Genomic DNA, 24,115 nt, shown 5'->3' on the forward strand with positions numbered 1-24,115 from the left:
AATGAAACCTTCCTGGCTCACAAGGAAAGGTTTTTCTCGATATGGATCATGATTAGAGAATGTAAAACATCCATGAACTTTCGCTAAAATTGAGTTGACCAAAAAGCTCACTCATCAATGGTCACTTATTTGAATTCCAGAGCGGTTTTCCGGTTGACAATCTGTAGCTCAGGAAGCAGGGATTCATTTTCGTTTTTTACTTCATCACCACCGTTAATTAAGCTAAGCAGCGTCTGCGCTAACTTAACCCCGGTTTCATAAATTGGCTGCTTAATGGTGGTGAGGGGAGGGTTGCTGTATGTTGAAAAGGGCAAATCATCGAAGCCAATGATGGAAATATCATCAGGCACATCTAAATCAGCCTCTTTGAGGCCAAGTATTGCGCCATATGCAGTTTGATCATTGGCACAGAATATGGCGCTGAAATCAATATTACTGGCGACCAGATTCTTGATCGCCTGACGACCACCTTCTTCGCTAAAGTCACCTTGCACAACGAGGTCGGGATTATACTCAATACCGGCAATGCTCAGCGCCTGACGGTAGCCATTGAGACGATCAATCGCATCCTTTTGATCCGTCTTACCAACAATATGCGCAATCTTTCGATGCCCGAGATCTAATAAGTATTGCGTTGCCATATAACCGCCGAGGCTATTATTGACATTAAACGAACGGACCTGCGCTGTATTAATATCATGGCCTGCTGCTACGATAGGGACCTGAAGAGATAATTCGATAAGACTCTGTTGGCTAACGTGCCCGGTTAATATAATTATGCCATCCACGCGTCGATCTATTAATAACTGCATACGTTCGAGTTCCTGCTGCGATTTCCAGTGACCGCTCACAACAACAGGAACGTAACCGGTTCCTTCAAGGGTTTTTTCCACACCACGCAACATTTCATTAGAAAATGGACTATCAAGATGCTGTGTCAGCACGCCAAGCGTCATTGACTGGCCGCTCTTTAATGATTGCGCCATGAGATTGGGCCGGAAATCTAACTCCTTTATAGCCTGCTCAACCGCAATACGCTTCTCTTCAGCAACTTTAGCCGATCCTGTCAATATACGAGAAACGGTACTTGCAGAGACACCTGCGACACGAGCAATATCATAAACTGTCGTGCTTTTCATCCTGGCTTTCTTCACGTTCTTCACGTTGCTCTCTATTACATTTAATGGTTCAATAGAATCGTCATGGTTACCCATAGAGCAGGGTACGATAGATGTGGTGAGTACTCAACTATAAATTTTTCCTTTCATTATCCTCAATCACAGAAAAGAAAACATCTCTGGCTTTTGTAAATCCGGAACATTCAGCTTCACGAACATAGCCGATCGCTTGTTCATAGTCTTTGAAAGATAAAGATTTTCGTATCATTTCATAATATTGTTGCGCGCTAATACCGGCAACAGGTCTGGGTGTATTTTGCAGACAAACAGGCGTCCTTGCCGGGATTTCGTCAGGAGCATAACGCTCATCAGCACTTTTTATAAGTTCAAGCTTTATCCGGCCCGTGGTTGAATGGGGGACAGCGAGCTTAGAAAATTTACCAACATCTGAAACCCGATCGTAACGCATGCTATTTTGTAACAATTCATTGTTGACAACAGTACTTCCGGAAGCGTCTTTCGTGGTTGTAAAAATTAACAAATACAGTTTTGTATAACCATCCGGTAATGAGAATGAGCCTTTGTAGAGGTTGGCGCCGAATGAATCCTCGCTATAGGGGAAATGGCTACTTTTTATTACATTAATAACGTTAAAGTTTTCATCTAAAATCATCACCGATGGAATGAACACGCTAAAATCTAATGGCGAGCTTAGTTTTACAGAGCGACCTGCCTGTTTGCCTTCGACAGAATAGGCCGCAACATAACTTTTCTCTGAGTTAAAAGAAAAAACCTGGCTGTTTTCATTGATTTGGGCTATGACACTATCGCCCTGGACAGGGATATAATTGATATTACTGAGTTTATCGATAGCAGTCTTTGCCTCAAGAGCATTTCGGTCGATGGCGACCTGTTCCTGAAATGAATGAGCATTCATACCTGATGTCGATGCTACAAATGAATTACAGCCAGTCACCATCAGGCTGATGAGTAATAGAGACAGATTTAGCGAAGATTTTTTATTTTTCATACTTAATAAAGCCCCTGTGATAGTAATTTTTTAAAATCGAGTAAGTATTAGCGAGAGCTGTTTATTATAAAATTAATTATGCTAGTGCGGTGAGCGTCACATCAGATGTAAAGCGGATCTTTAGATCCGCTTTACTATCGACCTGCCGTCATTACCACCACATATCGGCCTGGACACCGACGAGGAAGTCGCCGCGACTGTCCATCCAGCTCACATCGTATTTACGGTCAACATAAGTCGCGAGCAGTCGAATTTCCGGGGATGGCCCCATTCCCGTATTTACGGTGAATGTCGGAACAAAACTAATTTTACTGGAGCGGCTGCCCTGGTCCATATTGTTCACGACAAGTTTATTATCGGCATAGCCAACTTCTGTCTGTATTGAGAAGAACTCATTGAATGGGAAAACAGAGCGTAATGATGCTGCATACCATGAGTCATGGTGGCCCGCTTCATAATCATTATATTGATAGGTGAAGGTTGGTAAAATATGGACATTCGCGCCATACCATCCCCCCCATACAAACATGCGATACGATTGGTCGCCCTCCTGGACCTTTGTTTGATATGGTTTGTAGCCACTATTTACGTCTTGCAATGTTTTCTGGTAGAGAGAGCCTTTACGATACATCGATGTATTCGTTAAGGTCGCTCCCAATAAATCTCCGGAACCTAGTCCACGACCTGCCTGAAAAATAACTTTTGAAAAACCACCCGTAGCTGTAAAGAAATCATCCCGGGAATAGATGACTGTTCCTTCTATGCCTTTAGTTGCATACTTTTTATCATCACCAATGAATGAGTTATCTGGCATCTGTTTAGCGGCGATCTCAAAATCCCATGCGCCATATTTTGCGCTGGAGTGCACAGTGTGCATGATCGCCGAACTACCGTCCGGGCGTTCAGTATGGTCAGTATCATTACTGACGATGTAAGCCAGATCCCATTTTCCACCACCCAATTCAAGGTCTTTAACCCCAATACCCGTGCCTGAGTAATCGGTATAGAAATAATCGGTTGTGAATACATAGTTTTCGCGATCGTAGTATCTCAGTCCACCCCATACTTTCCCCGTCGGGGTGATGCCGCCGAGTTCTACATAACTTTCAGAAATACCCGTTTCGCGCGGCGCCGCGCGGGTTTGTAATCCATCACCTTTAGATTCGATTGTCAGATGAATATCGACAGATTTACCATCATTTAAATTCCATAGTTTATTCAGTCGACCCTCCCAGCTGTTGTCAACTTCAGCCCCAAGACGGCCCATGTTTTTATCAATTTCATCAGCATAACCCGCTTTGCTAAAGTTATCTCTGGCATCAAAAAGGGACCCGGCTCTTATATATCCGTGGAAACCGATGGCTTCACTCGCCGTTACCTGCGAGGAAAGCATGATCCCAAAGCAGAGCATGATTGAACGTGCGAGGTAGTTCTTTTTCATAGTAATCCCTTTTCAAAGTATATTGATATGTTAAAAGTCTTTAAGTAAAAACAATCATCGATAGGGTAGTGCTATTTAAACAATGGATGATTAATCCCTTGCTCTTGTTTATTGTTAGTGCAAGTCCGGTCCTTTCTTTATTAAATAAAATTAAAATCTGGGCGCAGTTAATCAATAATGAGATTAACTGTTTTTGTGTTAATCGTTTTGAAAAAATAATGACTGTACTTATACCGATTATGAGATCTGCGTTAACGATAACCGTTCTGCAGCAATGCACTTCGCATTTTATAATCTCAATCTCACAAGCCAATGCCCTGCGATGGGGAAATCTCAATACATTACTTCAGCGTTCATTTCAGGACTTGATACTCCTGATGATTTCCACTGTTGTCACATTAAAGATATCCCGGCATGAATATCACCCAGTATTAATCAATTTCATAAGCCATATCCTCATAGAGGTTTTACATAATTAACAAAGTCACAATGAGATAAGAGGGGGGTATTCACGTGACCCTGCTTCGCCTATGCCACCTTAGAACCGGTTTGTGGATTTTACGCAGTCTTAAACCAGCATTAGACATCGATTGGTATTTAATCTCTAAGAAATCGGTTTCATGATCAACTGTATTTTAACCTTTTGTTATGAATTGTGCGATTCGTCACATTTGTTAATTGTTAATAACATGATGAATTTATTGTATTTTTTGTTTAAATCCAATCAATATGCGACTCAGTGAAATTTATTTTTGGTTGCTGATTTTTTAGATATCGGTTTCATTATGTCTCTGGAGATACTCATGCACATCTCAAGTTGTAGCGCTCAGCCTCTGAAGGTCTTGCCGGGGCAAACAGCGAGGAACAGGGTATGAAAAGTGCGATTTCATGGCGTTTCCCAGGTAGTTATGCAGATGATAGCCCCTGTCATTTCTGTCGGTTTTACGACGAACGATGGGCTGGCACAGTAGGTTATGCCTGTTACGTATGAGACAGAACAGGGTTTGATACCGGTATCTATCCAGTTCGAGAAGGGGGATGATGATTAAGTGAAAAAAGTGCTTTTATAACACATTGTTATTTATTGTGTTTTTTAATTTGTGTAGTGATCGTCATCACGATTATAGCATTTATTCTTGAAATCGATTTCCTAGAAAAGGATATGGATTTATATTGCATCGAACTATCAATATGGAGATTTAAAAATGAAGAAGATCATGCTTTGCTGCTCTGCAGGTATGTCCACCAGTTTGCTTGTTAAAAAAATGGAAGCAGCTGCAGCAGCGAAGAACCTGGATGTCGAAATCAAGGCTTTTGGTGTTGCTGAATTTGATGAGAATATGCCCAACTACCATGTTGTACTGCTTGGACCACAAATCAAGTATATGCAGAATAATTTATCCTCCAAAGCGGCCGTTCATGGAATTAAAGTCCATCCTATTGAAATGCTGGATTATGGGATGCTGCGCGGAGATCGGGTGCTGGATATTGCATTAGAACTGGCTAAATGAATGTAGGGTGGAATAGCAGATGAGCTCATTTTATAATTTTTTGGTTGGCATAATTGAAAAACGGCTTGCACCGATGGCTGGCGTTATTGCACAGCAACGGTATGTCCTGGCAATACGTGATGGATTCATCGCCGCGCTGCCGTTTATGATTGTCGGCAGTTTTATGCTTGTTTTTATCTTCCCCCCCATATCGAGTAATACCAGCTTTCAATTTGCGAAAGCATGGCTAAATTTTTCGGCAAACTATCGTGAACAGTTGATGTTGCCGTTTAATATGAGTATGGGATTAATGACCATATTTATTTCAGTCGGGGTAGGGGCCAGCTTAGGAAAACAATATTCTTTAGATCCTATCACTACGGGTCTTCTGTCGTTGATGTCGTTTATGCTGGTTGCAGCCGATCTTAAGAACGGCGCCCTGTCAATGCAGTATTTTTCCGGGCAAGGTATCTTCACCGCGTTACTTTGTTCAATATATGCGACAGAAGTCTATCGTTGGTTGAAAAAACGCAATATCACCATTAAGTTGCCGGAGCAGGTACCACCTGGCGTTTCCAGGTCGTTTGAAGTCCTTATTCCCGTCATTGTCATTATGATGACCTTGCATCCTCTGAACCTTTTTGTTCACCATGCTACAGGGATGATTTTACCTGAGGCTATTATGGCGATGCTTAAACCCTTAGTGGCTGCATCAGATAGTCTTTTAGCTGTTATTCTGGCTGTGCTGTTGTGTCAAATCCTGTGGTTCGCAGGTATACACGGGACGATGATTGTTACCGGGATTATGAATCCTTTCTGGATGGCGAATCTTGCGTCTAACCAGGCTGCATTGGCTGCCGGGGAAGCAATTCCACATACTTTTGTACAAGGATTCTGGGATCATTACTTATTTATAGGAGGAGTGGGTTCAACCCTACCACTGGCCATCCTGTTGATTAGAAGCAGGGCGGCTCATCTTCGGACTATCGGACGTATGGGGTTTGTGCCCGGTCTTTTCAACATTAACGAACCTATCTTGTTCGGCGCGCCGATCATCATGAACCCGATTCTATTCATTCCGTTTGTATTTATTCCGGTGATTAACGCAATTCTTGCATGGTACGCAATTGATCTGGGATTAGTAGAAAAGGTTGTGATGTTGACCGCATGGACTACTCCCGCACCCATTGGCGCATCATGGGCGACTAACTGGGCTATTGCCCCTGTAGTCCTGTGCTTTATCTGTATGGCAATAGCTGCGTTAATGTATTACCCGTTCGTAAAAGCATATGAGAAAACGTTGCTAGCGGCAGATGATTCAAACGTAGAAAGTAATAATGAAGAAAGCTTTGAATTAAAGTCAGAAAAAGTCTGATACGTAAAATTTAAATATTTAAAGTCATGAGGTTATGTATGGAATACAAATTCCCGGATGGGTTTTGGTGGGGGAGCGCTTCATCTGCGACGCAATCAGAAGGTTCGGTTGATGGCGATGGAAAAGCAAAAAACATATGGGATCATTGGTATGATATTGAGCCAAACAGATTTCATGACCAGGTTGGACCTGCTGAAACGTCAACGTTCTATAAGAATTATCATCAAGATATTCTTTTAATGAAGCGTATTGGACACAATAGTTTTCGGACCTCTATCTCCTGGGCACGATTGATGCCGGATGGCGAGAAAATTAACATCGAAGCCGTCAAATTTTATAATAATGTCATTGATGATCTAATCGCAAATGGCATTGAACCTATTTTCGGGCTATTCCATTTCGATATGCCGCTATACTGGCAGGAGTTGGGTGGCTGGCAAAGCAGGGAAACTGTTGCAGCCTATGAAACGTATGCCAAAGTTTGTTTCGAACTGTTTGGCGACAGGGTTAAGCACTGGGTTACTTTTAATGAGCCGGTAGTCGTCGTTGAAGGGGGATATTTATACGATTTCCACTATCCCAATAATGTAAACTTCCGCAGCGCTGCGCAAGTTGCGTTTCATATCATGCTGGCACACAGTAAGGCGGTAAGAGCTTATAAAAGTATGGCGTTGTCCGGTAAGATTGGCATAGTGCTCAACCTGACGCCTTCTTACCCACGTTCAAATAACGAAGAAGATTTGAAAGCATCTTTTATTGCTGACCTGTTCTTCAACCGTTCGTTCCTCGAGCCAGCAATAAATGGTATATATCCGGTCGAGCTGGTAGAGATTTTAAAGACCTACGATCAACTACCAGAATTTGAAAGTGAAGACTTAGAAATCATCAAACAAGGTAAGGTTGATTTCCTCGGGGTCAACTATTATCAACCACGAAGAGTCAAAGTCAGAGCAACGATGATCAATCCTGATTCACCGTTTATGCCTGATTGGTTCTTTGAAAATTATGAAATGCCTGGCCGAAAAATGAACGTCTATCGTGGCTGGGAAATTTATGAAAAAGGTATTTATGATATCTTAATCAACCTGCGCGATAACTATGGGAATATCCCTTGCTATATTTCAGAAAATGGCATGGGTGTTGAAAATGAGACAAGATTTATTGCTGATGATGGGCAGGTAAAAGATCATTATCGGATTGATTTTATCCGAGAACACCTGAAGTGGGTACACCGTGCTATTAGTGAAGGGTCTCAATGCCATGGCTATCATTTATGGACCTTTATTGACAACTGGTCGTGGATGAATGCTTACAAAAACCGTTATGGTTTCATTAGCCTCGATCTGGATTCTCAGGTTCGCACCGTCAAACAGAGCGGTGAATGGTTTGCAGAAGTTTCCGTGAATAATGGATTTTGATGAGGAAAGTATGTTAGATACTGAAGAAGTCGTAATGGGCATTATCGTTAATGCCGGCCACTCCAGAAGTTTATGCTATGAAGCGTTACATCATGCGAAGGCGGGTGATTTTGATCAGGCCACTGAATTACTTGCAATGGCTGCTGAAGCTGGCAAAGAAGCACATGCCATACAAACTAAGCTGATAGAAGAAGATGAAGGGATGGGGAAAACCACGATGACTCTTGTGATGGTACATGCGCAAGATCATCTGATGACATCTATTCTTTGTCGCGAAATTATCACTGAGCTGGTTCAAATTTATAAAAATAAATTGAATTAGAATTGATAATAAAGGCGCCCATTATTTGGTATCACGCTAGCTCAGCAACTATAGCGTAGCCATATTATCCGGGCGCCATTTTAACGTCGTCTACATCATGACTTTTATAGCGCCGACCTTATCCAAGAAGGGTGGGGATGCCAGAATAATAAAGCCAGGCCTGGTCAGTAAAAACGACATAAACGCCATATTCTGGAATTAGCGCTCTGATTCAACTGTTGCAGTCGCTGCCGGAAGTGCCAGTCTGCATCGCCTTTATCGCCCCGGACACTGTGAATAAAGACGGACCAGATGCCATCTGATTATTTCTGACAACAATACCGGTATTTACCTCGGAATAAAGGGTGATTAAATATGACATTAAAGCATGCGCTGTGCGGATGGGTACCTTCGGATTTTGACCTCTATCAGGAAACCTACCTGAAGTACGGAGGCAGCGTGAATATGCACCCGGACGTTGTACGCTTTTTTATGGATGAAAAAAAATTAACATTCGATTTCTGGCATACCGAGCATAACGGGGATATCACCGCCGCGTATTTCGTGACGGATAAAAAATATCCCGGTCTGAATGTCTGTCAGGATTACCCGGTATCGTATGACGAAATCATTCTGCCCGCAGCCCCCGATCAGAAGGTTATCCTCCCGACGAAAACCAACCGACTGTCGTCGGTCCTGCGAGGGTGTGTCCGTAATTCCATCCCGGCCTTTGGCCAGGCGCCCGAGGTGTACCGAATTAAAGAGACGTTTTCGACGAAAACGACCCGGAAGCGGAATGGTGAACTGAAACGCTTTATTAATGCGGGCGGGGAAATCCGCTCCCTGGCTGAGATGGCAGCCGGCGAGATTGCTGACCTGTACGTCACGCTGTTCAGGTCCCGGTTTGTGGATTCGGTCAGGTGTTATGACAAATTCAGGATTGAAGCGCTCCTTAGCGCGCTACCGCAGATGGTTTCCGGGAATGCGCTCTTTTTTCACGGGGCGCCGTGTGCTCTCGACCTGATGCTCTGTGCGGACAACCGTAGCTTTCTGTATGTCGATGTGCCGAACGGGGGATTCGATCCGCAGCTGTCCGCGTTCAGTCCGGGCAGCCTGGTGATGTGGACAAATATCCAGGCGGCGCAGGAGCGGTGCCGGCGAGACAATAAGACGCTGTATTTCTCGATTGGCCGGAATGGTAAGGGGTGGGGCTATAAACAACAATGGGCTGACCTCTTTCCCGTGAGGAAAGTCCTGATGTTATAACCGTCCATGGCTATTTCCTGTTACAGGGATGAAAAAGATCATGAATACAGTTTGTCAGGCTTCGTTTCTGCCATTCTGTTGGCAGTACCAGTGATAAAAATCGGATGCTGGCATGGGTCTGCCATAATGATATCCCTGAACGTAAGGTACCTGGTTTTTTGTCAGCCAGTCGACCTGGTGCGCGGCGGTAACACCTTCTGCAATGGTAGTAAGGCCCAGGCGCTTACTGAGGCCGACAATGGTGTCCAGTACCGGCGTATCGGCCCCGGCTGAGGTCAGGCTGTCGATGAATATTTTATCGATTTTCAGATAATCTACCGGCAGACTCTGAAGTAAACTCAGCGAGCAGTAACCCGTTCCAAAATCATCCACGGCCACCTGGCAGCCTTTCTTGCGCAGCTCATAAAGTTTCTCTGCGGCCACACCGGTGTCTTCAACCAGACTCCGCTCGGTAATCTCCAGCACCAGACGGAAAGATGTGTCGAGGGACACCCATAGCCTCAGCACATCGGTAGTGAATGACCGCTCCATCAGGTGGGCTGCAGCAATATTCACGCCCAGATGGAAAGGGTCTGTCACCTGCCAGTTCCTGACATTTTTCCCAATCAGACCGAACAGATGTTGCGTCAGACTGACAATCAGGCCTTCCTCTTCAGCCGCGCGGATGAACACTAACGGCGAGATGGTTCTGCCGTCGGGGCGCTGCCAGCGCATCAGAGCCTCCGCACCGGAACACGCTCCCGTAGCAGTTTCACAGACCGGCTGGTAGTGCACGGTAAATTCACCGTCCGCCATCCCTTTCCTGATTTCATCTGCCAGAGACATCTTTCTGGATTCCCAGCGGCGCCACATGTACAGCATGGCAAAGGTCAGTAACAAAGACAGGGGGCCGAGGAAAAGCAGGTTACGCAGCATGTAATAGCGAAGCGACAGCAGGGGGGTAAGAACCAGAAGATGCGCCTGACTGACGTCAGAACGAAACTCAGATCTTAACATTGTCTTATGAGGAATTAATTTCTCCTCGCCCGAGATAACGGGCCCGTCACCAAACCGGAGTTGCTGAACTGCATGATTCCCTTCATCAAGGGAATCCATCAGATCGGTGAAGTACCGGGTGTCCACCATGCTGAACGCAGTCATTCGGTTGCCGGCACCATATGCGTAGATGACTGCCGCATGCCCTGGCACGCTGCTACCATTTTCCCGGGTGATAATCATAAAATCCCTTTCGTTTCAGGGGCATTTAAGCAGGCACCGGTGCCCGGAGGTACTCTGTGGTGAGCATTATCGCAAGATATTATACCGATAAATATTTTGAGCAGGGTTGATTTTTTTCTTTAAGCGGTGTCAGGAATTATTGCCGGAGAGGTCTGGTCGCTCTCGGGCAAGTGGCGGGCTGATAAATCCATGGAGGAGATCGCTATGCGCAAAGTACGATTCACCGAACACCCGATCTGACCGCGCAATTTGCCATGAGCTTACGCCTGATCTGCAGGACACTGTTGCTGAACAGGGCGGTATTCCTTTATCAGCCGGATAACAGCGAGCATCACATGAATCCCTGAATGACCAAGACTGCGGAAGAATTGATCCGAAGCCTGAAAAAGGGCCCGGAAGCTGATTTAGCCTGGCATTGATATTGGGAGGGATCATAACCTCTCGTGTATGCAGCATTGATTTAACATAATATACATTATGCGCACCGTTGGTGTAATGGCTCAATAGTAATGTCCGCCTGTGGCTCAATTCAGATGTCCGCGCTATGGTAAGCTTCACTGGTCCGTTTAAACTACCGGGAGGCATATCATGAGCGCAGAAAGCTCAGGAGTGTTTACTTTGAAAGAGATCAACCGGATCAAGATTATACAGGACGTCATTGAACGTCGCATCACAACGCGCCGTGCGGCCGAGCACCTCGGTATCAGCGACAGGCAATGCCGCAGACTTCTTGCCCGTTACCGTGAAGGCGGACCGCTTGGTATGGCCAGCAGACGATGTGGCATGCGTGGTAACCGCCAGTTGCCACCCGGGCTCGCAGATCAGGCTCTGGAACTGATCAAGACGCGTTATGCTGATTTCGGTCCGACTCTGGCGCGTGAAAAGCTCGAAGAACTCCACGGACTGTTTCTTGGCAAAGAAACTGTCCGGCGCATCATGGTGCGGGCTGGCTTATGGGTTCCCCGTAAACAACGTGCCGCAAGGATCCCTCAACCACGGTACCGGCGTCCGTGTACTGGTGAGCTGATACAAATAGATGGCTGTGATCACGACTGGTTTGAAGGCCGTGGCCCGGCCTGCACCGCGCTGGTCTATGTTGATGATGCAACCAGCAAACTGATGGAACTGTTGTTTGTTAAATCGGAGTCCACGTTTTCTTACTTCGAAGCCACGCGGCGCTATATCGATAAGCATGGTAAACCGCTGGCACTGTACAGCGATAAAGCCGGTGTTTTTCGTGTTAACAATAAACACGCCACAGGCGGAGACGGGCATACTCAGTTTGGGCGAGCCATGCATGAACTGAACATCCAGACTATCTGTGCAGAAACCAGTCCCGCCAAAGGGCGTGTAGAACGAGCTCACCTCACTTTACAGGATCGTCTGGTCAAAGAGCTGCGGTTACAGGGCATTTGTTCAATGGAGGCTGCAAATGACTTCGCTGAGGCCTATATGGCTGACTATAACCGCCGTTTTGGCAAAGTACCGCGACATGATTTTGACGTACACCGTGCTGTAGAACATGATGAGGACCTGGGGCTTATTTTCACTGTTCGTGAAAAACGTAAAGTCTCAAAATCGTTGACGATACAATATGATAAAATGTTGTACCTGATTGAAGACAGCGAACTGAGTCGCCGTGCAATAGGTAAATATATCGATGTGTATCACTATCCTGATGGCAGAAAAGAGCTGCGCCTGAACGGTACGCTACTTCCCTACTCTACCTACGACCGACTGTCAGAAATCGACCAGGGCGCGATTGTCGATAACAAGCGTCTTGGCCGAACCCTGGAGTTTATCAGTCTGGTGCAGAGCAAGCGGGATAACACGCGCTCTCAGTCAATTCCCGCTGGAGATGGCCCTTCCCGACGACGGCCAAAGCAGGAAGGGAAGAAATCCCAGCGCTCACTGGATAATGATGACATGCTCGAAGCACTCAAACAGCTTCAGTCACGTTCAGAGGACATTTTTGGTAAAAGAGCCCGCTGATGGTACTCACTGGCCGGACAGTGGTTGCTCACCAGTTGATATTGTCCGGCCAGACCCATGATGTATTATTCATTTCGTTCAGCATCTTTATGTCCTGCTTTTCACGGGCATACTTACCCCATAATGAATGAAAAGAACGAACAATACTGATTAACTGCTTTTTTCTTTGCTCCGGAGATAGGCTGATAAAATAGCAGCACCTGCTGTCAATATTATCCTCAATGAAATTAAAATCAGAGTCTGATGCATATTTTACTGTTAGCATAATATCATTCGACGTTGTTCTCTCAGACTCTGTTAATGCTGATTCTATCAGGTATTCAAAGGCATACATGACAGACAGCTGGTTTTTGTCTGTCTGAATATAACCCATTGAGTTTCTGAGTATTGAGGACTGTACCAGGACCAGAGGCCATAAAAGCTCAACACCATAAAGCTTATATGTATCATGTTGATCATACTGATGTTGCTCAACACGACGATTACCTTCCCGTGCTTTACGAATATCATAGGCAAGGGATAACATAAATCCGTCTTTAACTTTAATCAGTGGGCTTTCATCCACGATGTAATGAATGAGTTCATGTAATTCATTCAGGGCTTCTGAATCTCCCCACAGTATAAAACCTGCATTGTTCGGCGTTAACTCGTATCGAAGCATGGGCTCAATCATCCTGTTGTTTCAGTCGGAGGAAAGTCTATCAGTAAAGAGAATGAGAGATCAAAGTGGTCATTTTAATTGAGCTGGATAACGGACATTTCAATTGAGCCTTGACAGTTGGTGTATCAGCTAAATTGAGATGTCCGTCTCTGACCAAATAGACATGTCCGCGCTACAGTCTCACCACAGAAAGGATGAGACTCATGACGGCATACGGAACGGAGTTTTTCTCAATGAACGATGTAAACCGACTCAGGATCCTTCAGGACGTTATCGACCGCCGTCTTACCACACGTCTTGCAGCAACCCGGCTTGAGATATCTGACAGACACTGCCGACGGTTGCTGGAGCGCTATCGTGAACATGGGCCACTTTCACTTGTTAACCGCCGTCGTGGCCAGCCTGGCAACCGGCAACTCATGCCGGGCCTCGCTGAACGAGCACTACGTATTATCCGCGAACGCTACGCTGATTTTGGCCCGACTTTAGCCTGTGAAAAGCTCGCCGAGGTTCATGGGCTGTATCTGGCCAAAGAGACGGTACGCAAGCTGATGACACAGGCTGGTTTATGGATCCCCTGCAAGCAACGAGCACCAAAGATTCAGCAGCCACGCTATCGCCGTGCCTGTTGCGGTGAACTGATCCAGATTGATGGTTGCGACCATCACTGGTTTGAGAACCGTGCTCCCGCCTGTACTGCTCTGGTTTATGTTGATGATGCGACGAGCCGCCTGATGCAAGTTGCTTGATGTCTGCTGTGAGCGAAGCGGACCTTAAATGCCCTGTAATACCTTATAAACAATCACGACTAAATACGTCAGCTCGTTTTCGTACTGAAATCCCGAATAAAATTTCCCGGGTTTCGAAGCGCTTGCTTTGCTTGTCGAAAAGTCGAATCCATGGCTGATTTTCGTCTGCCTGTTTCAGGTTTTCCAACAACGCCAGAATCACAGGTCCGACACCGATGCCGCCCAGCGCAACCGTCAAATCCTGATTAGGCGATGTTTTACCCGCGTTAAATTGATTGAATATCTAGCCCGCTTACCCCAAACAACGATTGGAATGGAAGCCTGTCCGGGTTGCCATTGGCTGGCCAGAAAAGCTAAATCATTTGGACATACGCCCTGCATCGTCCCGGCACAATTTGTAAAACCTTTCGTTAAATCAAACAAGAATGACCTGATTGATGCTGAAGCAATAGCCGAAGCCATTTCTCGTCCTACTATGCGGACAGTGATCCGCAGATACTGCTCCCTCGGAAGCAATCTCTTCTGCCTCTTTTCCACTAACATCCTGACGCATCCATTCCCGGGCGGCGTTCGGTACCAGGACAAGCGGGCGCCGGTCATGGATATCAACGAGACCTTTATCAGCCGCGGCCGTGACAATCAGAAACCCTTCCGCCTCATCACCACGCTCAACCAATCGCGGCCATGAGGATTGGCTGGGCGTCTTTACGGTGGATGAAACAGGGCTGCTTCTTGTCTCCTTCACGCTTCCATTCAAACCAGCCATCGGCAAAGTAGATCGCCCGGCCGTGCTGCCACAGAGGTTTAAACATCCTGCTGCTGGCTGCGGTCTCAACCCGGGCATTAATCAATGGCGGTTTATCCCACCACCCTGGCGCGTAACCCCAGTGAACCGGATCGAGGTGCAACTGTTCGTCACATTCGCTCAGCAATAAAACCCGGGTACCTGGCGCCACGTTGAAGCGACCGATTGTTCCACACTGTGAAGAAATGGACGCAATCCGAGACAAAACGCATTAAATTCTTCCGGAGTTGCAGTCGCAGTTCTGTTTATTTTTGTTCCGGCTAACTCAGAGTTTCCGGTCGCATTTTTTACTGCGCCAGCACCGCGGATAGTCGTCTGCGAGCTAGACTTATCACCTGCCCCTGCTACGGGGCAGATGAGTTCGGCCTCTGGATTTAAAATTAACTTTTCACCGCAATAAACTGCGGGGAAAGTTATGCTGAAAAATCACCGCTTCCAGAAGGGAAGATCATTATCCGTCAACCGGTCAAACTCCTCAACGGGCCTCTTACTGTCTTCAATTGCGTAGGGTATCTCAGTTCGCCCCAATAGCATGGGAACAAATTCACCAAAGTCATCATAAAGAATAAGAGTCATTTCATAGGCAGTGTTGAATCCTGTGAAAAACCCACTAAAAAAAGACGCTAAATCATTAACATGGACATTCCATGATGTTTTGTTCTCATCAACGCCGAAAATGGAATAAAACTCATTGTCTAAAGGGAGCATTGCAAGTCTTGATTGGATCTCATCCATTTCTAGTTTTGCTGTTTTTATCTCATCAAAATTCAGGGCTTTTTTATAAAGTTTTAACATAACTACAGGATAGTTAGCCCCCCACTCCCCCTGCTCAAGAGTTTTTGATACTGTAGAAAAAAAAGCTCAACATCATCAGGAGAACCTAGCCCATATATAGTTGAAGCGCCTAAAATACCTATTTTTTTAATCATTCCATAAACCTTATGATAGCTTCACTGATTTTACCTTCATTACGCAACTGGCGTGCTATTTTTGAGGCATTTTTAATTGCCGAACCAGCCCCTGGCAATATAGTTACGGCCGCCAGTGTGTAGTCAAGTTTTGTTTCAGCCTCAGCAAATGAGCTGATAGTCCCTACTACAGGCATCATGTCAATAAGCAGAAAAGATATTGAGGTTCTGTTATCGATACGCTGCTGTGCCGCTTTATCTCCGTTTTTGGCCGCTTCATAATCGGCCGCAACAGCGGCCACCATGGGCTCAATCAAGTGTTCATCAAAGTTATAGCGATAAACCAGTTGAGCGGCATCTGCGCCACTGTATGCTCCTGAAGAGCTGTTTGTCACAACTGCACCAGCTAATGAACCAATAACTCTGGCAACCTGTTCATTAGTTTCTTTTTGCTGCATGGCATTGAGTAAATCAGCAATCTGGCCCGTCACATCAGCATCATATTTTGGAGCAAACAGACTGGGATACATGATAACCCCGGCCATTTCTGCCGCCAGCGCTCCTGCAGCGGCCCCTTTCCCGTCACCGCGACCGATTTCTGCACTGATGCCCGAGACCACCGCGTGACTCAGGGCCCTGCAAGGCAGCCCCAGTACCTCGCCGTTGTCACCAATCAGCCCTGCTCCTTCAGCATTAATCTGGTTGCCAATGTTTGCCAGCAGGGCATTTGTCAGATTGTCCTTGAAGCTACCGCCATTGATACTAGTATTCAGGCTGGAGCTGATAAGCGACTGCCCGGCCACGCGCTGGACCACTTTCCCCCACCCTTCATTTTTTACCAGCGCCGGTATGAGGAGTTTTCTATGGCTATACATGATGCCGGGATGTTCACCGTGAAAGAAATCAACCGCCTCAAAATTCTTCAGGATGTCATTGAGCGTAACCTACGTCCTGGCCAGGCTGCCGAGATGCTCGGCATCACGCCACGTCATTGCAGCCGTCTGCTGAAACGTTATCGCCAGTCCGGGTCGCTTGGTATGAATAACCAGAGTCGTGGTCGCACTGGTAACCGTCTGTTGCCCACGTCACTGACTGACCAGGCACTGAGTATCATCCGGGAACGCTACCGCGATTTTGGCACCACGCTGGCACGGGAGAAACTGGAGGAAGTCCACGGCCTGGTCCTGGGCAAGGAAATCATCAGACGTCTCATGATAAAAGCCGGACTCTGGATCCCCCGCAGACAACGCGCACCGAAAATTCATCAGCCTCGTTACCGGCGGCCCTGTACTGGCGAGCTGATACAAATACTACGCTGGCAGACCCGAGCTTGTTTGTGGCAAGTTCAAAGCGGTAGAATCGACCATCAGTGCTGCAAAGTATCGGGTAACGGTGAGCACCCAAAGGATATTTGAGATGATTAAATTCCCAACTAAAAAGCGCGTTGATGTATATAAAAACGCCGTCAGTTCTGAGCAATTACAGCAGGATCTGGCTGCAGCTCAGGAGTTTATGTTCGATGCCTGGGAAACTGATGACCTGGACACGGTGCTGAAACTCATAAGAAAAGCTATCAAAAAATCTCCGCTCTGCGCTGACGCATACTCCTTCTACAGCAAGATATCTGAAGAGTCTCCTGAGTCAAAAGTCAGTTATCTTGAAACGGCGCTGTATGCTGCCAACATCGCACTTGGCGAAGATTTCCAGGAATTCGCGGGCAATTTCTGGGGATTTGTCGAAACACGTCCCTATATGAGAGCAAAAGCAGCTTTGGCTGATGCCTTATGGGAGTCAGGTAATTTCCACCCAGCCATGGCTCATTGCCGAGAAATGCTTAAGCTCAATCCGAACGATAACCAGGGGATTCGTCATTTATTAACGAACTATTACCTTGAACTCGAAATGGTGGATGATCTGACCTTATTACTGGATGATTATTCAGGTGATGTGCGCCCGTTTCTTCAGTATACACGCGCCCTCCTCGCCTACCGACAGTCATCCCCGGATGCCGATGATATCGCTAAAGCTGCGATTGATTCTAATAGACACATCCCCGGGTTGTTATCGAAGTACAGATTGCAGCCCAAGTCTAACAGTGGATACATCACGTTAGGTGGAATGGATGAAGCCATTTATTACGTGAATAATAATATAAAGCCCTGGATTCGCACCCCTGGTGCAATTGAATGGATTGTCAATCGCATTTAAATGATGCAGGCGATTACTCAGGCCTTCATCATTAATTCAACTATAAGCCATTTCTTGCGGTCTTTAATTCTAAAAAATGGAACTTCCCTGCCCTTCATTACTGACTACCGGCTGGGATATTTCGCTTAAGCGCAGGCCTACGCTATGTTTATATGCGGTTTATGGCGTCAGACGATAGTACGACTGCACCAGACCCGAGGGGAAGCTTCGGCTTGATAACAGCGTCAAATCAATATCATGGGGAAGGGATCCGAACAGCGGCTTTCCCGAACCGAGCAGGACAGGAATGGTAGTGATAACAATATCGGCAACCAGCCCTTCGCGCAGGAACGACTGTATCAGCTGCCCACCGTCGATATAGACGCGATGTGCGTTCTGCGTCGCCAGGTCATCAATCACCTCTTTCGGCGTGCGATTAGAGAACTGCACTTTGCCCTTAAGTGCCCCGGGCACAGGGGTATCGGCTAACTGCCGGGAGAGCACCAGCACGGGCCGGTCATAAGGCCATTCGTCAAAGGTCAGTATCTTCTCATAGCTCCCCCGGCCCATAACGATCCAATCTTTGTCAGCGATGAACGCGGCATAACCATGATCCTCTGTCGGATCATCGCGCTGTAACAGCCAGCCAATATCGCCATCCTGGCGGGCGATGTAGCCATCAAGACTGACCGCGATAAAAACATGTGTGGTGACCATAAGGCGCTCCGTATTCAAGGTGCTGGCAGAGCCGCTACAGCGGCGCAATTTCAGAGTCTGATCGGGAACAATAATGTCAGAACGTTAACAATAGAAGGCTCAAAACCAAACCGGGTATAAAAATCCCTGACTTCATCATTCAGGGCGTGGACGAGAAGCGCCCTCACGCCAACCTGCACTGCGATGTTTTGGGTGCGGTATATGGCGTCCTTAAGCAGCGCAGCTCCGAGTCCCTTTCCTGCCCAGGATACATCGACCGCAAGCCTTCCCTGAACGATGACCGGTACGGACTCAGGTGCATTACGACGGTAGGTCCCAGGAACTGTGTTTCGGTGCACACTTCCGGAAGACAAGCAGTAATACGCGATCACCCTGTTTGTGTTCCCGGCACAGACCACATAGACCCTTGAAATGCCCGTACTGTGGTTTTTCAGTGCTTTCTTCTTCAACCACTCATTAAGACCTGGGTCCTGGCAACAAAATTCAGCAATGTCGTGTTCAGGGGTGAGTGATTCCGGGGGCCTCATTCCCATGGCGATTTGCGGTTCATCAGGTTATCAATACGCGCCTGGCGCTCCGCTGTCATAGGGGCATCAAGCTCTTCAATAAATGACTCAAACTGCTTATCGTCCAGCAGAAATAAGCGCTGATCCAGCAGAATGTCCTGGGCCTCGCGGCAGGCCGCCTCGAGCATAAAATCAGTACGTGATTTTGATACAAGGTTTGCGGCCATGTCGATAAGATCGCGTTGTGATGTTTTTGCCCGAATATTTATCGGGGCTTCACGGATGTCCGGTTTCATAGATACCTCTTGTGTAGCATTTCTATATACAATTATAGACTTCGTATATAGAAATGCTACACAAATCAACACAGCAAACTCAAACCCCTGGCGTATTCTCGGTCCAGTCAAACGCCAGCTGTTTTGCCGTACGCTCGGCCAGCGCCCGGTCGGAAAAGCGTTCGACTAAATGCAGGCACATATCAATACCCGCCGAGATCCCGGCGGAGGAGACAATCGGCCCCTCATCAACCCAACGCACGCCCTCTTTTACGGCTAGCTGCGGGAACATCGTTCGCAGATCGGCGATATTCTCCCAATGGGTGGTGGCCGCTTTGTCGGATAAAATGCCGGCCCTGGCGAGTAAAAACGCCCCTGTGCACACGGAGGCGGTGATCGCCGTGGTGAATGACTGCTGACGGATCCAGGCAATGACATGGTCCTTTTTCAGCTCTGCATCCACCACGCCGCCGGGAATAATCAGGCAGTCTATTGGTGGGGCGTTGGCTATCGTCACTTCAGGGGTAAGTTTGAGGCCAGCGCGTGCATATACGGTTTCCTGCGTTTCGCCTATCGTAAAAACATTAAACAGTGCCGGCTCTCCCCGATGCACCCTGGAGGCGCATGTAAAAACCTCATAAGGCCCGGCAAAATCGAGAACTTCAACATTATCGAAAATATAGATTCCCACTTGTACAGGCATAGATTAACTCCCTCGATAATACGAAAAAAAGCAAAATAGCCGATCAACATGACCCTGGCGTTTACGATATTCCCTGATTTCTCCTTTTTATTAATATACAGATATTGAGCTTTAATGGGATGGGTCGCGGATGAAACAGTTATCGTCATTGTGGTGGCGATAGTGACAGCAACTCGCGTGCGGTTTTTCCTTTTCATTTCTCCCGCCCGTTAGCGATACCTTCCCCCTTCTCGCCAATAGATATCTCTCAAGGCCGCGGCAGGCCCATCGTGAATATAACAATCCCGGCGGCGGCTCTGCACGCCCTGCTTTCTTTTTGTGAAACTCTTGCACCGTTTGCGACGGCGATGGCCGCAATTGTTCCATTTTGGTGCTCGATAATATCCATAGCTTTCTGGAGACGTCAGTAGAAGGCGAAATCTTTCTATGTGTTTCATCAAGATACAAAGATGGCATCAAAATTGCCTTTATCGATATGGCAGACCGACACAGTAACAAACGTACGGTTAAATGCGCACCACGACCACATAACAACACGATATCTCCATACAGGATGCTTTATGAAAAAAATAATGTTCTCCACCCTGGTCGCCGCGGCTTCTCTGTTCGCTGTCGCGCAGCAAGCGCATGCGGGTACTACGCTGGATGCAATTAAGAAAAAAGGCTTTGTTCAGTGCGGTATCAGCGATGGTTTACCGGGCTTCTCTTATGCCGATGCTAACGGCAAATTCACCGGTATTGATGTCGATATCTGTCGGGCTACGGCAGCGGCAGTGTTTGGCGATGCGAGCAAGGTCAAATATACCCCGCTGACGGCAAAAGAGCGCTTTACCGCTCTGCAATCCGGTGAAGTGGATATTCTGTCGCGTAATACAACCTGGACCTCTTCGCGCGATGGCGGGATGGGATTCTTGTTCGCCGGGGTTAACTACTACGACGGTATTGGCTTTCTGACCCATAAAAAAGCGGGCCTCAAAAGCGCTAAAGAGCTGGATGGCGCCACCGTATGTATCCAGGCAGGTACGGATACGGAACTGAACGTGGCCGATTACTTCAAAGCCAACAAAATGCAATACACGCCCGTAACCTTCGATCGCTCAGACGAGTCGGCGAAAGCCCTCGACAGCGGTCGTTGCGATACGCTGGCTTCCGACCAGTCTCAGCTGTATGCGCTGCGTATTAAGCTGGGCAAACCAGATGAATTTATTGTTCTGCCGGAAGTGATTTCGAAAGAGCCGCTGGGCCCGGTTGTTCGCCGTGGCGATGATGACTGGTTCACCATCGTTAAATGGTCGCTGTACGCCATGCTGAACGCAGAAGAGATGGGGATCACGTCGAAAAACGTTGAGCAGATGGCGGCAAAACCGTCTAACCCGGACATCGCTCACCTGCTGGGGGCGGAAGGTGACTTTGGCAAAGACCTGAAGCTCGACAACAAATGGGCGTTCAACATCATTAAACAGGTTGGTAACTATCAGGAAAGTTTTGACCGCAACGTCGGTAAAGATAGTGCTCTGAAAATCGCGCGTGGACAGAATGCGCTCTGGAACCAGGGCGGCATCCAGTACGCACCGCCGGTACGTTAATACTGCCTTCCAGACGGCTGCCGCCCCGCACGGGTGGTAGCCAATGCGCTATTTTTATTGAGGTTTCAACATGTCTCAACGCCCAACCGTAAAAAGGGATTTTTCATTCGGTAACCCTACGGTTCGCGCCTGGCTTTACCAGATGGCCGCCATCGTAGCCGTGCTTGCTATTGTGGGATATCTGATCCACAACACGGTGATCAACCTGGCCAATCGCGGTATTACCTCCGGTTTTGGTTTTCTTGAGCGAAGCGCCGGTTTCGGTATCGTCCAGCATCTGATTGATTATACGGAAGGCGATACCTATGCTCGCGTCTTCCTTGTGGGGTTAACCAACACCCTGCTGGTTTCCGCGCTGTGCATTGTATTCGCTTCGGTGCTCGGGTTCTTCATTGGCCTCGCGCGTCTGTCGGATAACTGGCTGCTGCGCAAGCTCTCGACCTTCTATATCGAAACGTTCCGTAATATTCCGCCACTGCTGCAAATTTTCTTCTGGTATTTCGCCGTGCTGCGTAATTTACCTGGCCCGCGAGAGGCATTAAGCGCATTCGATCTGGCATTTGTCAGCAACCGCGGTCTGTACATCCCCTGGCCGACCTACGCGCCAGGCAGCTGGCCGTTCGTTATCGCCCTGGCACTGGCGATCGCCGGCAGCATCGGTTTACGGCATTACAACCGTCAGCATCAGTTGAAAACTGGTCAGCTGCGGCGAACCTGGCCGCTGGCCGCCGCGATGATCGTCATCTTCCCGCTGATCGCTCATATGCTGTTTGGCGCCGCTACTCACTGGGATGTTCCACAGCTGCGCGGATTTAACTTCCGGGGCGGGTTCGTCATGATCCCGGAACTGGCTTCGTTGACCCTGGCGCTGTCGATCTACACCTCTTCGTTTATTGCCGAAGTGATTCGTTCCGGAATCCAGTCAGTGCCGCATGGACAGGGTGAAGCGGCCCGGTCGCTGGGGTTGCCGAATCCCGTGACCATGCGGCAGGTGATCATCCCCCAGGCGATGCGGGTCATCATTCCCCCGCTGACCAGTCAGTACCTCAATATTGTGAAAAACTCCTCACTGGCGGCGGCGATCGGTTACCCGGATATGGTCTCGCTGTTTGCCGGGACGGTACTGAATCAGACCGGTCAGGCTATCGAGACCATTGCCATCACCATGGCGGTGTACCTGCTTATCAGTCTGATGATTTCGCTGCTGATGAACCTCTACAACCGCAAAATTGCGCTGGTTGAGCGTTAAGAGAACGGAATGACTATGTTTGCTACCACACATGAAACACCGCCAGCCTCCACTAACCCGGTGCGTAAAGCCTGGGGCTGGGCACGTAAAAATCTGTTCTCCAGCTGGTTCAATACGCTGCTGACACTGTTGTGCCTGTGGGTTATCTGCAACGTTATACCACCGGCGCTAAACTGGCTGGTCTTTCAGGCTAACTGGCTGGGTACCACCCGTGCCGACTGTACCAAAGAAGGCGCCTGCTGGGTGTTTATCCATGCACGCTTTGGCCAGTTTATGTATGGGCTGTATCCGCATGAACTGCGCTGGCGTATTAACCTCGCGCTGGTAACCGGCCTGCTGTCGATTATCCCGATATTTATCAAGTCGATGCCGCGCCGGGGCCGTTATATCGCCTGTTGGGCCGTGGTCTATCCTCTCATCGTCTGGTGCCTGATGTACGGCGGTTTTCTCGGCCTCGATCGCGTTGAAACCCGCCAGTGGGGGGGCCTGACGCTGACGTTAATTATCGCCGCTGTCGGGATTGCTGGCGCGTTGCCGTTGGGGATTTTACTGGCGCTGGGGCGGCGCTCAACGATGCCGGTGGTTCGCACCTTGTCGGTGATCTTTATTGAGTTCTGGCGGGGCGTGCCGCTGATTACCGTGCTGTTTATGTCATCGGTGATGCTGCCGCTGTTTATGGCCGAAGGGAGCACTATCGATAAGCTGGTGCGCGCTCTGGTCGGGGTGATCCTGTTCCAGTCGGCCTATATTGCCGAAGTCGTACGTGGGGGGTTACAGGCGCTTCCCAAAGGGCAGTATGAAGCGGCGGAGTCGCTGGCGCTGGGCTACTGGAAAACGCAGGTTCTGGTCATTCTCCCCCAGGCGCTCAAGCTCACCATCCCGGGGCTGGTTAACACCATCATCGCGCTGTTTAAAGACACCAGCCTGGTTATCATCATTGGCCTGTTCGATCTGTTCAGTAGCGTACAGCAGGCAACGGTTGACCCTACCTGGCTGGGTATGTCGACTGAGGGATATGTTTTCGCCGCCCTCGTCTATTGGATTTTCTGTTTTAGCATGTCGCGCTACAGCCAGTATCTGGAAAAGCGCTTTCACACCGGGCGCAAATCGCACTGAGGTT

Annotated in this window: 19 protein-coding genes and 6 pseudogenes; 13 read left to right on the top strand and 12 right to left on the bottom strand. The window is 47.9% G+C overall.

The window, feature by feature from the left end:
- Nucleotides 1-125: 125 nt before the first annotated feature.
- The 3 genes from FNY10_RS07775 to FNY10_RS07785 all read right to left on the bottom strand — a co-directional run bounded on the left by FNY10_RS07775 (nucleotide 126) and on the right by FNY10_RS07785 (nucleotide 3,589).
- Nucleotides 126-1,139, bottom strand: coding sequence for a LacI family DNA-binding transcriptional regulator (locus FNY10_RS07775; protein ID WP_227699357.1), 1,014 nt, complete (start codon nucleotides 1,137-1,139; stop codon nucleotides 126-128).
- 109 nt (nucleotides 1,140-1,248) lie between these two features.
- Nucleotides 1,249-2,148 (bottom strand): MalM family protein, encoded by a 900-nt coding sequence (locus tag FNY10_RS07780; protein ID WP_224742467.1) that lies wholly within the window; start codon nucleotides 2,146-2,148, stop codon nucleotides 1,249-1,251.
- A gap of 151 nt (nucleotides 2,149-2,299) precedes the next feature.
- Nucleotides 2,300-3,589, bottom strand: coding sequence for a carbohydrate porin (locus tag FNY10_RS07785; protein ID WP_100684207.1), 1,290 nt, complete (start codon nucleotides 3,587-3,589; stop codon nucleotides 2,300-2,302).
- Nucleotides 3,590-4,794: 1,205 nt separating this feature from the next.
- On the opposite strand from FNY10_RS07785, the gene FNY10_RS07790 reads away from it, so the two are divergent.
- The 5 genes from FNY10_RS07790 to FNY10_RS07810 all read left to right on the top strand — a co-directional run bounded on the left by FNY10_RS07790 (nucleotide 4,795) and on the right by FNY10_RS07810 (nucleotide 9,439).
- The gene (locus FNY10_RS07790; RefSeq protein ID WP_131049102.1) at nucleotides 4,795-5,100 is read left to right on the top strand and encodes a PTS sugar transporter subunit IIB; all 306 of its coding nucleotides are present in this window, start codon (nucleotides 4,795-4,797) and stop codon (nucleotides 5,098-5,100) included.
- A gap of 19 nt (nucleotides 5,101-5,119) precedes the next feature.
- A complete protein-coding gene (locus tag FNY10_RS07795) occupies nucleotides 5,120-6,454 on the top strand; it encodes a PTS sugar transporter subunit IIC (protein WP_131049103.1) in 1,335 nt (444 codons plus the stop codon).
- A gap of 38 nt (nucleotides 6,455-6,492) precedes the next feature.
- The gene (locus tag FNY10_RS07800; protein WP_160703355.1) at nucleotides 6,493-7,872 is read left to right on the top strand and encodes a glycoside hydrolase family 1 protein; all 1,380 of its coding nucleotides are present in this window, start codon (nucleotides 6,493-6,495) and stop codon (nucleotides 7,870-7,872) included.
- A gap of 10 nt (nucleotides 7,873-7,882) precedes the next feature.
- A complete protein-coding gene (locus FNY10_RS07805; RefSeq protein ID WP_160341985.1) occupies nucleotides 7,883-8,194 on the top strand; it encodes a PTS lactose/cellobiose transporter subunit IIA in 312 nt (103 codons plus the stop codon).
- Nucleotides 8,195-8,548: 354 nt separating this feature from the next.
- Nucleotides 8,549-9,439 carry a GNAT family N-acetyltransferase gene (locus tag FNY10_RS07810; protein ID WP_100684202.1) on the top strand — a complete coding sequence of 297 codons (891 nt, stop codon included), beginning with the start codon at nucleotides 8,549-8,551 and terminating at the stop codon, nucleotides 9,437-9,439.
- A gap of 54 nt (nucleotides 9,440-9,493) precedes the next feature.
- Here FNY10_RS07810 and FNY10_RS07815 read toward each other — a convergent pair whose 3' ends face one another.
- Complete coding sequence (locus FNY10_RS07815; protein ID WP_160703353.1) at nucleotides 9,494-10,657, bottom strand: EAL domain-containing protein; 1,164 nt, start codon at nucleotides 10,655-10,657, stop codon at nucleotides 9,494-9,496.
- Nucleotides 10,658-11,245: 588 nt separating this feature from the next.
- Between FNY10_RS07815 and FNY10_RS07820 the strand changes: the two genes are divergently transcribed.
- Nucleotides 11,246-12,649 (top strand): ISNCY-like element ISKpn21 family transposase, encoded by a 1,404-nt coding sequence (locus tag FNY10_RS07820; RefSeq protein ID WP_001567368.1) that lies wholly within the window; start codon nucleotides 11,246-11,248, stop codon nucleotides 12,647-12,649.
- 28 nt (nucleotides 12,650-12,677) lie between these two features.
- On the opposite strand, the gene FNY10_RS07825 is transcribed toward FNY10_RS07820, so the two are convergent.
- Nucleotides 12,678-13,310, bottom strand: coding sequence for a DUF6904 family protein (locus FNY10_RS07825; protein ID WP_001567369.1), 633 nt, complete (start codon nucleotides 13,308-13,310; stop codon nucleotides 12,678-12,680).
- 203 nt (nucleotides 13,311-13,513) lie between these two features.
- Between FNY10_RS07825 and FNY10_RS07830 the strand changes: the two are divergent.
- Nucleotides 13,514-14,053, top strand: a pseudogene (locus tag FNY10_RS07830) (helix-turn-helix domain-containing protein); the annotation flags it as partial.
- Between the two features lie 268 nt (nucleotides 14,054-14,321).
- Nucleotides 14,322-14,546: pseudogene (locus FNY10_RS26820) on the top strand (IS110 family transposase); the annotation flags it as partial.
- Here the strand turns inward: FNY10_RS26820 and FNY10_RS07840 are convergent.
- The 3 pseudogenes from FNY10_RS07840 to FNY10_RS26825 all read right to left on the bottom strand — a co-directional run.
- Nucleotides 14,475-15,030 (bottom strand): annotated as a pseudogene (locus FNY10_RS07840) (SOS response-associated peptidase family protein); the annotation flags it as partial. The pseudogenes FNY10_RS26820 and FNY10_RS07840 sit on opposite strands and share 72 nt — an antisense overlap.
- A gap of 260 nt (nucleotides 15,031-15,290) precedes the next feature.
- A pseudogene (locus tag FNY10_RS07845) lies at nucleotides 15,291-15,713 on the bottom strand (Imm70 family immunity protein); the annotation flags it as partial.
- A 376-nt stretch (nucleotides 15,714-16,089) separates the two neighbouring features.
- Nucleotides 16,090-16,599: pseudogene (locus tag FNY10_RS26825) on the bottom strand (DUF637 domain-containing protein); the annotation flags it as partial.
- Between the two features lie 36 nt (nucleotides 16,600-16,635).
- Here FNY10_RS26825 and FNY10_RS07855 point away from each other — a divergent pair.
- Together FNY10_RS07855 and FNY10_RS07860 are read left to right on the top strand one after the other, a co-directional pair.
- Nucleotides 16,636-17,082 (top strand): annotated as a pseudogene (locus FNY10_RS07855) (helix-turn-helix domain-containing protein); the annotation flags it as partial.
- Nucleotides 17,083-17,188: 106 nt separating this feature from the next.
- Entirely contained in the window at nucleotides 17,189-17,980 is a 792-nt protein-coding gene (locus FNY10_RS07860; RefSeq protein ID WP_131050353.1) for a tetratricopeptide repeat protein, read from the top strand.
- Nucleotides 17,981-18,139: 159 nt separating this feature from the next.
- On the opposite strand, the gene FNY10_RS07865 is transcribed toward FNY10_RS07860, so the two are convergent.
- From FNY10_RS07865 to FNY10_RS07880, 4 genes are all read right to left on the bottom strand, one after another.
- Entirely contained in the window at nucleotides 18,140-18,676 is a 537-nt protein-coding gene (locus FNY10_RS07865; protein WP_100683703.1) for a dihydrofolate reductase family protein, read from the bottom strand.
- Nucleotides 18,677-18,726: 50 nt separating this feature from the next.
- On the bottom strand, nucleotides 18,727-19,209 hold the full coding sequence (locus FNY10_RS07870; protein WP_141964594.1) for a GNAT family N-acetyltransferase: 483 nt from the start codon (nucleotides 19,207-19,209) through the stop codon (nucleotides 18,727-18,729).
- Nucleotides 19,200-19,478, bottom strand: a complete 279-nt coding sequence (locus tag FNY10_RS07875; RefSeq protein WP_100683705.1) for a DUF1778 domain-containing protein — start codon at nucleotides 19,476-19,478, stop codon at nucleotides 19,200-19,202. Before FNY10_RS07875 ends, FNY10_RS07870 begins: the two co-directional genes overlap by 10 nt.
- 79 nt (nucleotides 19,479-19,557) lie before the next feature.
- Entirely contained in the window at nucleotides 19,558-20,160 is a 603-nt protein-coding gene (locus tag FNY10_RS07880; protein WP_160704955.1) for a DJ-1/PfpI family protein, read from the bottom strand.
- Between the two features lie 560 nt (nucleotides 20,161-20,720).
- Between FNY10_RS07880 and FNY10_RS07885 the strand changes: the two genes are divergently transcribed.
- From FNY10_RS07885 to FNY10_RS07895, 3 genes are all read left to right on the top strand, one after another.
- Nucleotides 20,721-21,746, top strand: a complete 1,026-nt coding sequence (locus FNY10_RS07885) for an amino acid ABC transporter substrate-binding protein (protein WP_100683707.1) — start codon at nucleotides 20,721-20,723, stop codon at nucleotides 21,744-21,746.
- A 70-nt stretch (nucleotides 21,747-21,816) separates the two neighbouring features.
- On the top strand, nucleotides 21,817-22,995 hold the full coding sequence (locus FNY10_RS07890) for an amino acid ABC transporter permease (RefSeq protein ID WP_131050357.1): 1,179 nt from the start codon (nucleotides 21,817-21,819) through the stop codon (nucleotides 22,993-22,995).
- A 15-nt stretch (nucleotides 22,996-23,010) separates the two neighbouring features.
- Nucleotides 23,011-24,111: an amino acid ABC transporter permease gene (locus tag FNY10_RS07895; RefSeq protein ID WP_131050358.1), complete on the top strand. Its 1,101-nt coding sequence runs from the start codon at nucleotides 23,011-23,013 to the stop codon at nucleotides 24,109-24,111.
- The last annotated feature ends 4 nt before the right edge of the window (nucleotides 24,112-24,115 follow it).

It is taken from the genome of Klebsiella sp. Lac1 (genome assembly GCF_009825425.1).
Classification (GTDB): domain Bacteria; phylum Pseudomonadota; class Gammaproteobacteria; order Enterobacterales; family Enterobacteriaceae; genus Klebsiella; species Klebsiella electrica.

Excerpts from the sequence above, each read along its gene's own strand:
- FNY10_RS07775 (WP_227699357.1), bottom strand. The coding sequence starts at position 1,139 with ATGAAAAGCACGACAGTTTATGATATTGCTCGTGTCGCAGGTGTCTCT.
- FNY10_RS07780 (WP_224742467.1), bottom strand. The coding sequence starts at position 2,148 with ATGAAAAATAAAAAATCTTCGCTAAATCTGTCTCTATTACTCATCAGC.
- FNY10_RS07785 (WP_100684207.1), bottom strand. The coding sequence starts at position 3,589 with ATGAAAAAGAACTACCTCGCACGTTCAATCATGCTCTGCTTTGGGATC.
- FNY10_RS07790 (WP_131049102.1), top strand. The coding sequence starts at position 4,795 with ATGAAGAAGATCATGCTTTGCTGCTCTGCAGGTATGTCCACCAGTTTG.
- FNY10_RS07795 (WP_131049103.1), top strand. The coding sequence starts at position 5,120 with ATGAGCTCATTTTATAATTTTTTGGTTGGCATAATTGAAAAACGGCTT.
- FNY10_RS07800 (WP_160703355.1), top strand. The coding sequence starts at position 6,493 with ATGGAATACAAATTCCCGGATGGGTTTTGGTGGGGGAGCGCTTCATCT.
- FNY10_RS07805 (WP_160341985.1), top strand. The coding sequence starts at position 7,883 with ATGTTAGATACTGAAGAAGTCGTAATGGGCATTATCGTTAATGCCGGC.
- FNY10_RS07810 (WP_100684202.1), top strand. The coding sequence starts at position 8,549 with ATGACATTAAAGCATGCGCTGTGCGGATGGGTACCTTCGGATTTTGAC.
- FNY10_RS07815 (WP_160703353.1), bottom strand. The coding sequence starts at position 10,657 with ATGATTATCACCCGGGAAAATGGTAGCAGCGTGCCAGGGCATGCGGCA.
- FNY10_RS07820 (WP_001567368.1), top strand. The coding sequence starts at position 11,246 with ATGAGCGCAGAAAGCTCAGGAGTGTTTACTTTGAAAGAGATCAACCGG.
- FNY10_RS07825 (WP_001567369.1), bottom strand. The coding sequence starts at position 13,310 with ATGCTTCGATACGAGTTAACGCCGAACAATGCAGGTTTTATACTGTGG.
- FNY10_RS07860 (WP_131050353.1), top strand. The coding sequence starts at position 17,189 with ATGATTAAATTCCCAACTAAAAAGCGCGTTGATGTATATAAAAACGCC.
- FNY10_RS07865 (WP_100683703.1), bottom strand. The coding sequence starts at position 18,676 with ATGGTCACCACACATGTTTTTATCGCGGTCAGTCTTGATGGCTACATC.
- FNY10_RS07870 (WP_141964594.1), bottom strand. The coding sequence starts at position 19,209 with ATGGGAATGAGGCCCCCGGAATCACTCACCCCTGAACACGACATTGCT.
- FNY10_RS07875 (WP_100683705.1), bottom strand. The coding sequence starts at position 19,478 with ATGAAACCGGACATCCGTGAAGCCCCGATAAATATTCGGGCAAAAACA.
- FNY10_RS07880 (WP_160704955.1), bottom strand. The coding sequence starts at position 20,160 with ATGCCTGTACAAGTGGGAATCTATATTTTCGATAATGTTGAAGTTCTC.
- FNY10_RS07885 (WP_100683707.1), top strand. The coding sequence starts at position 20,721 with ATGAAAAAAATAATGTTCTCCACCCTGGTCGCCGCGGCTTCTCTGTTC.
- FNY10_RS07890 (WP_131050357.1), top strand. The coding sequence starts at position 21,817 with ATGTCTCAACGCCCAACCGTAAAAAGGGATTTTTCATTCGGTAACCCT.
- FNY10_RS07895 (WP_131050358.1), top strand. The coding sequence starts at position 23,011 with ATGTTTGCTACCACACATGAAACACCGCCAGCCTCCACTAACCCGGTG.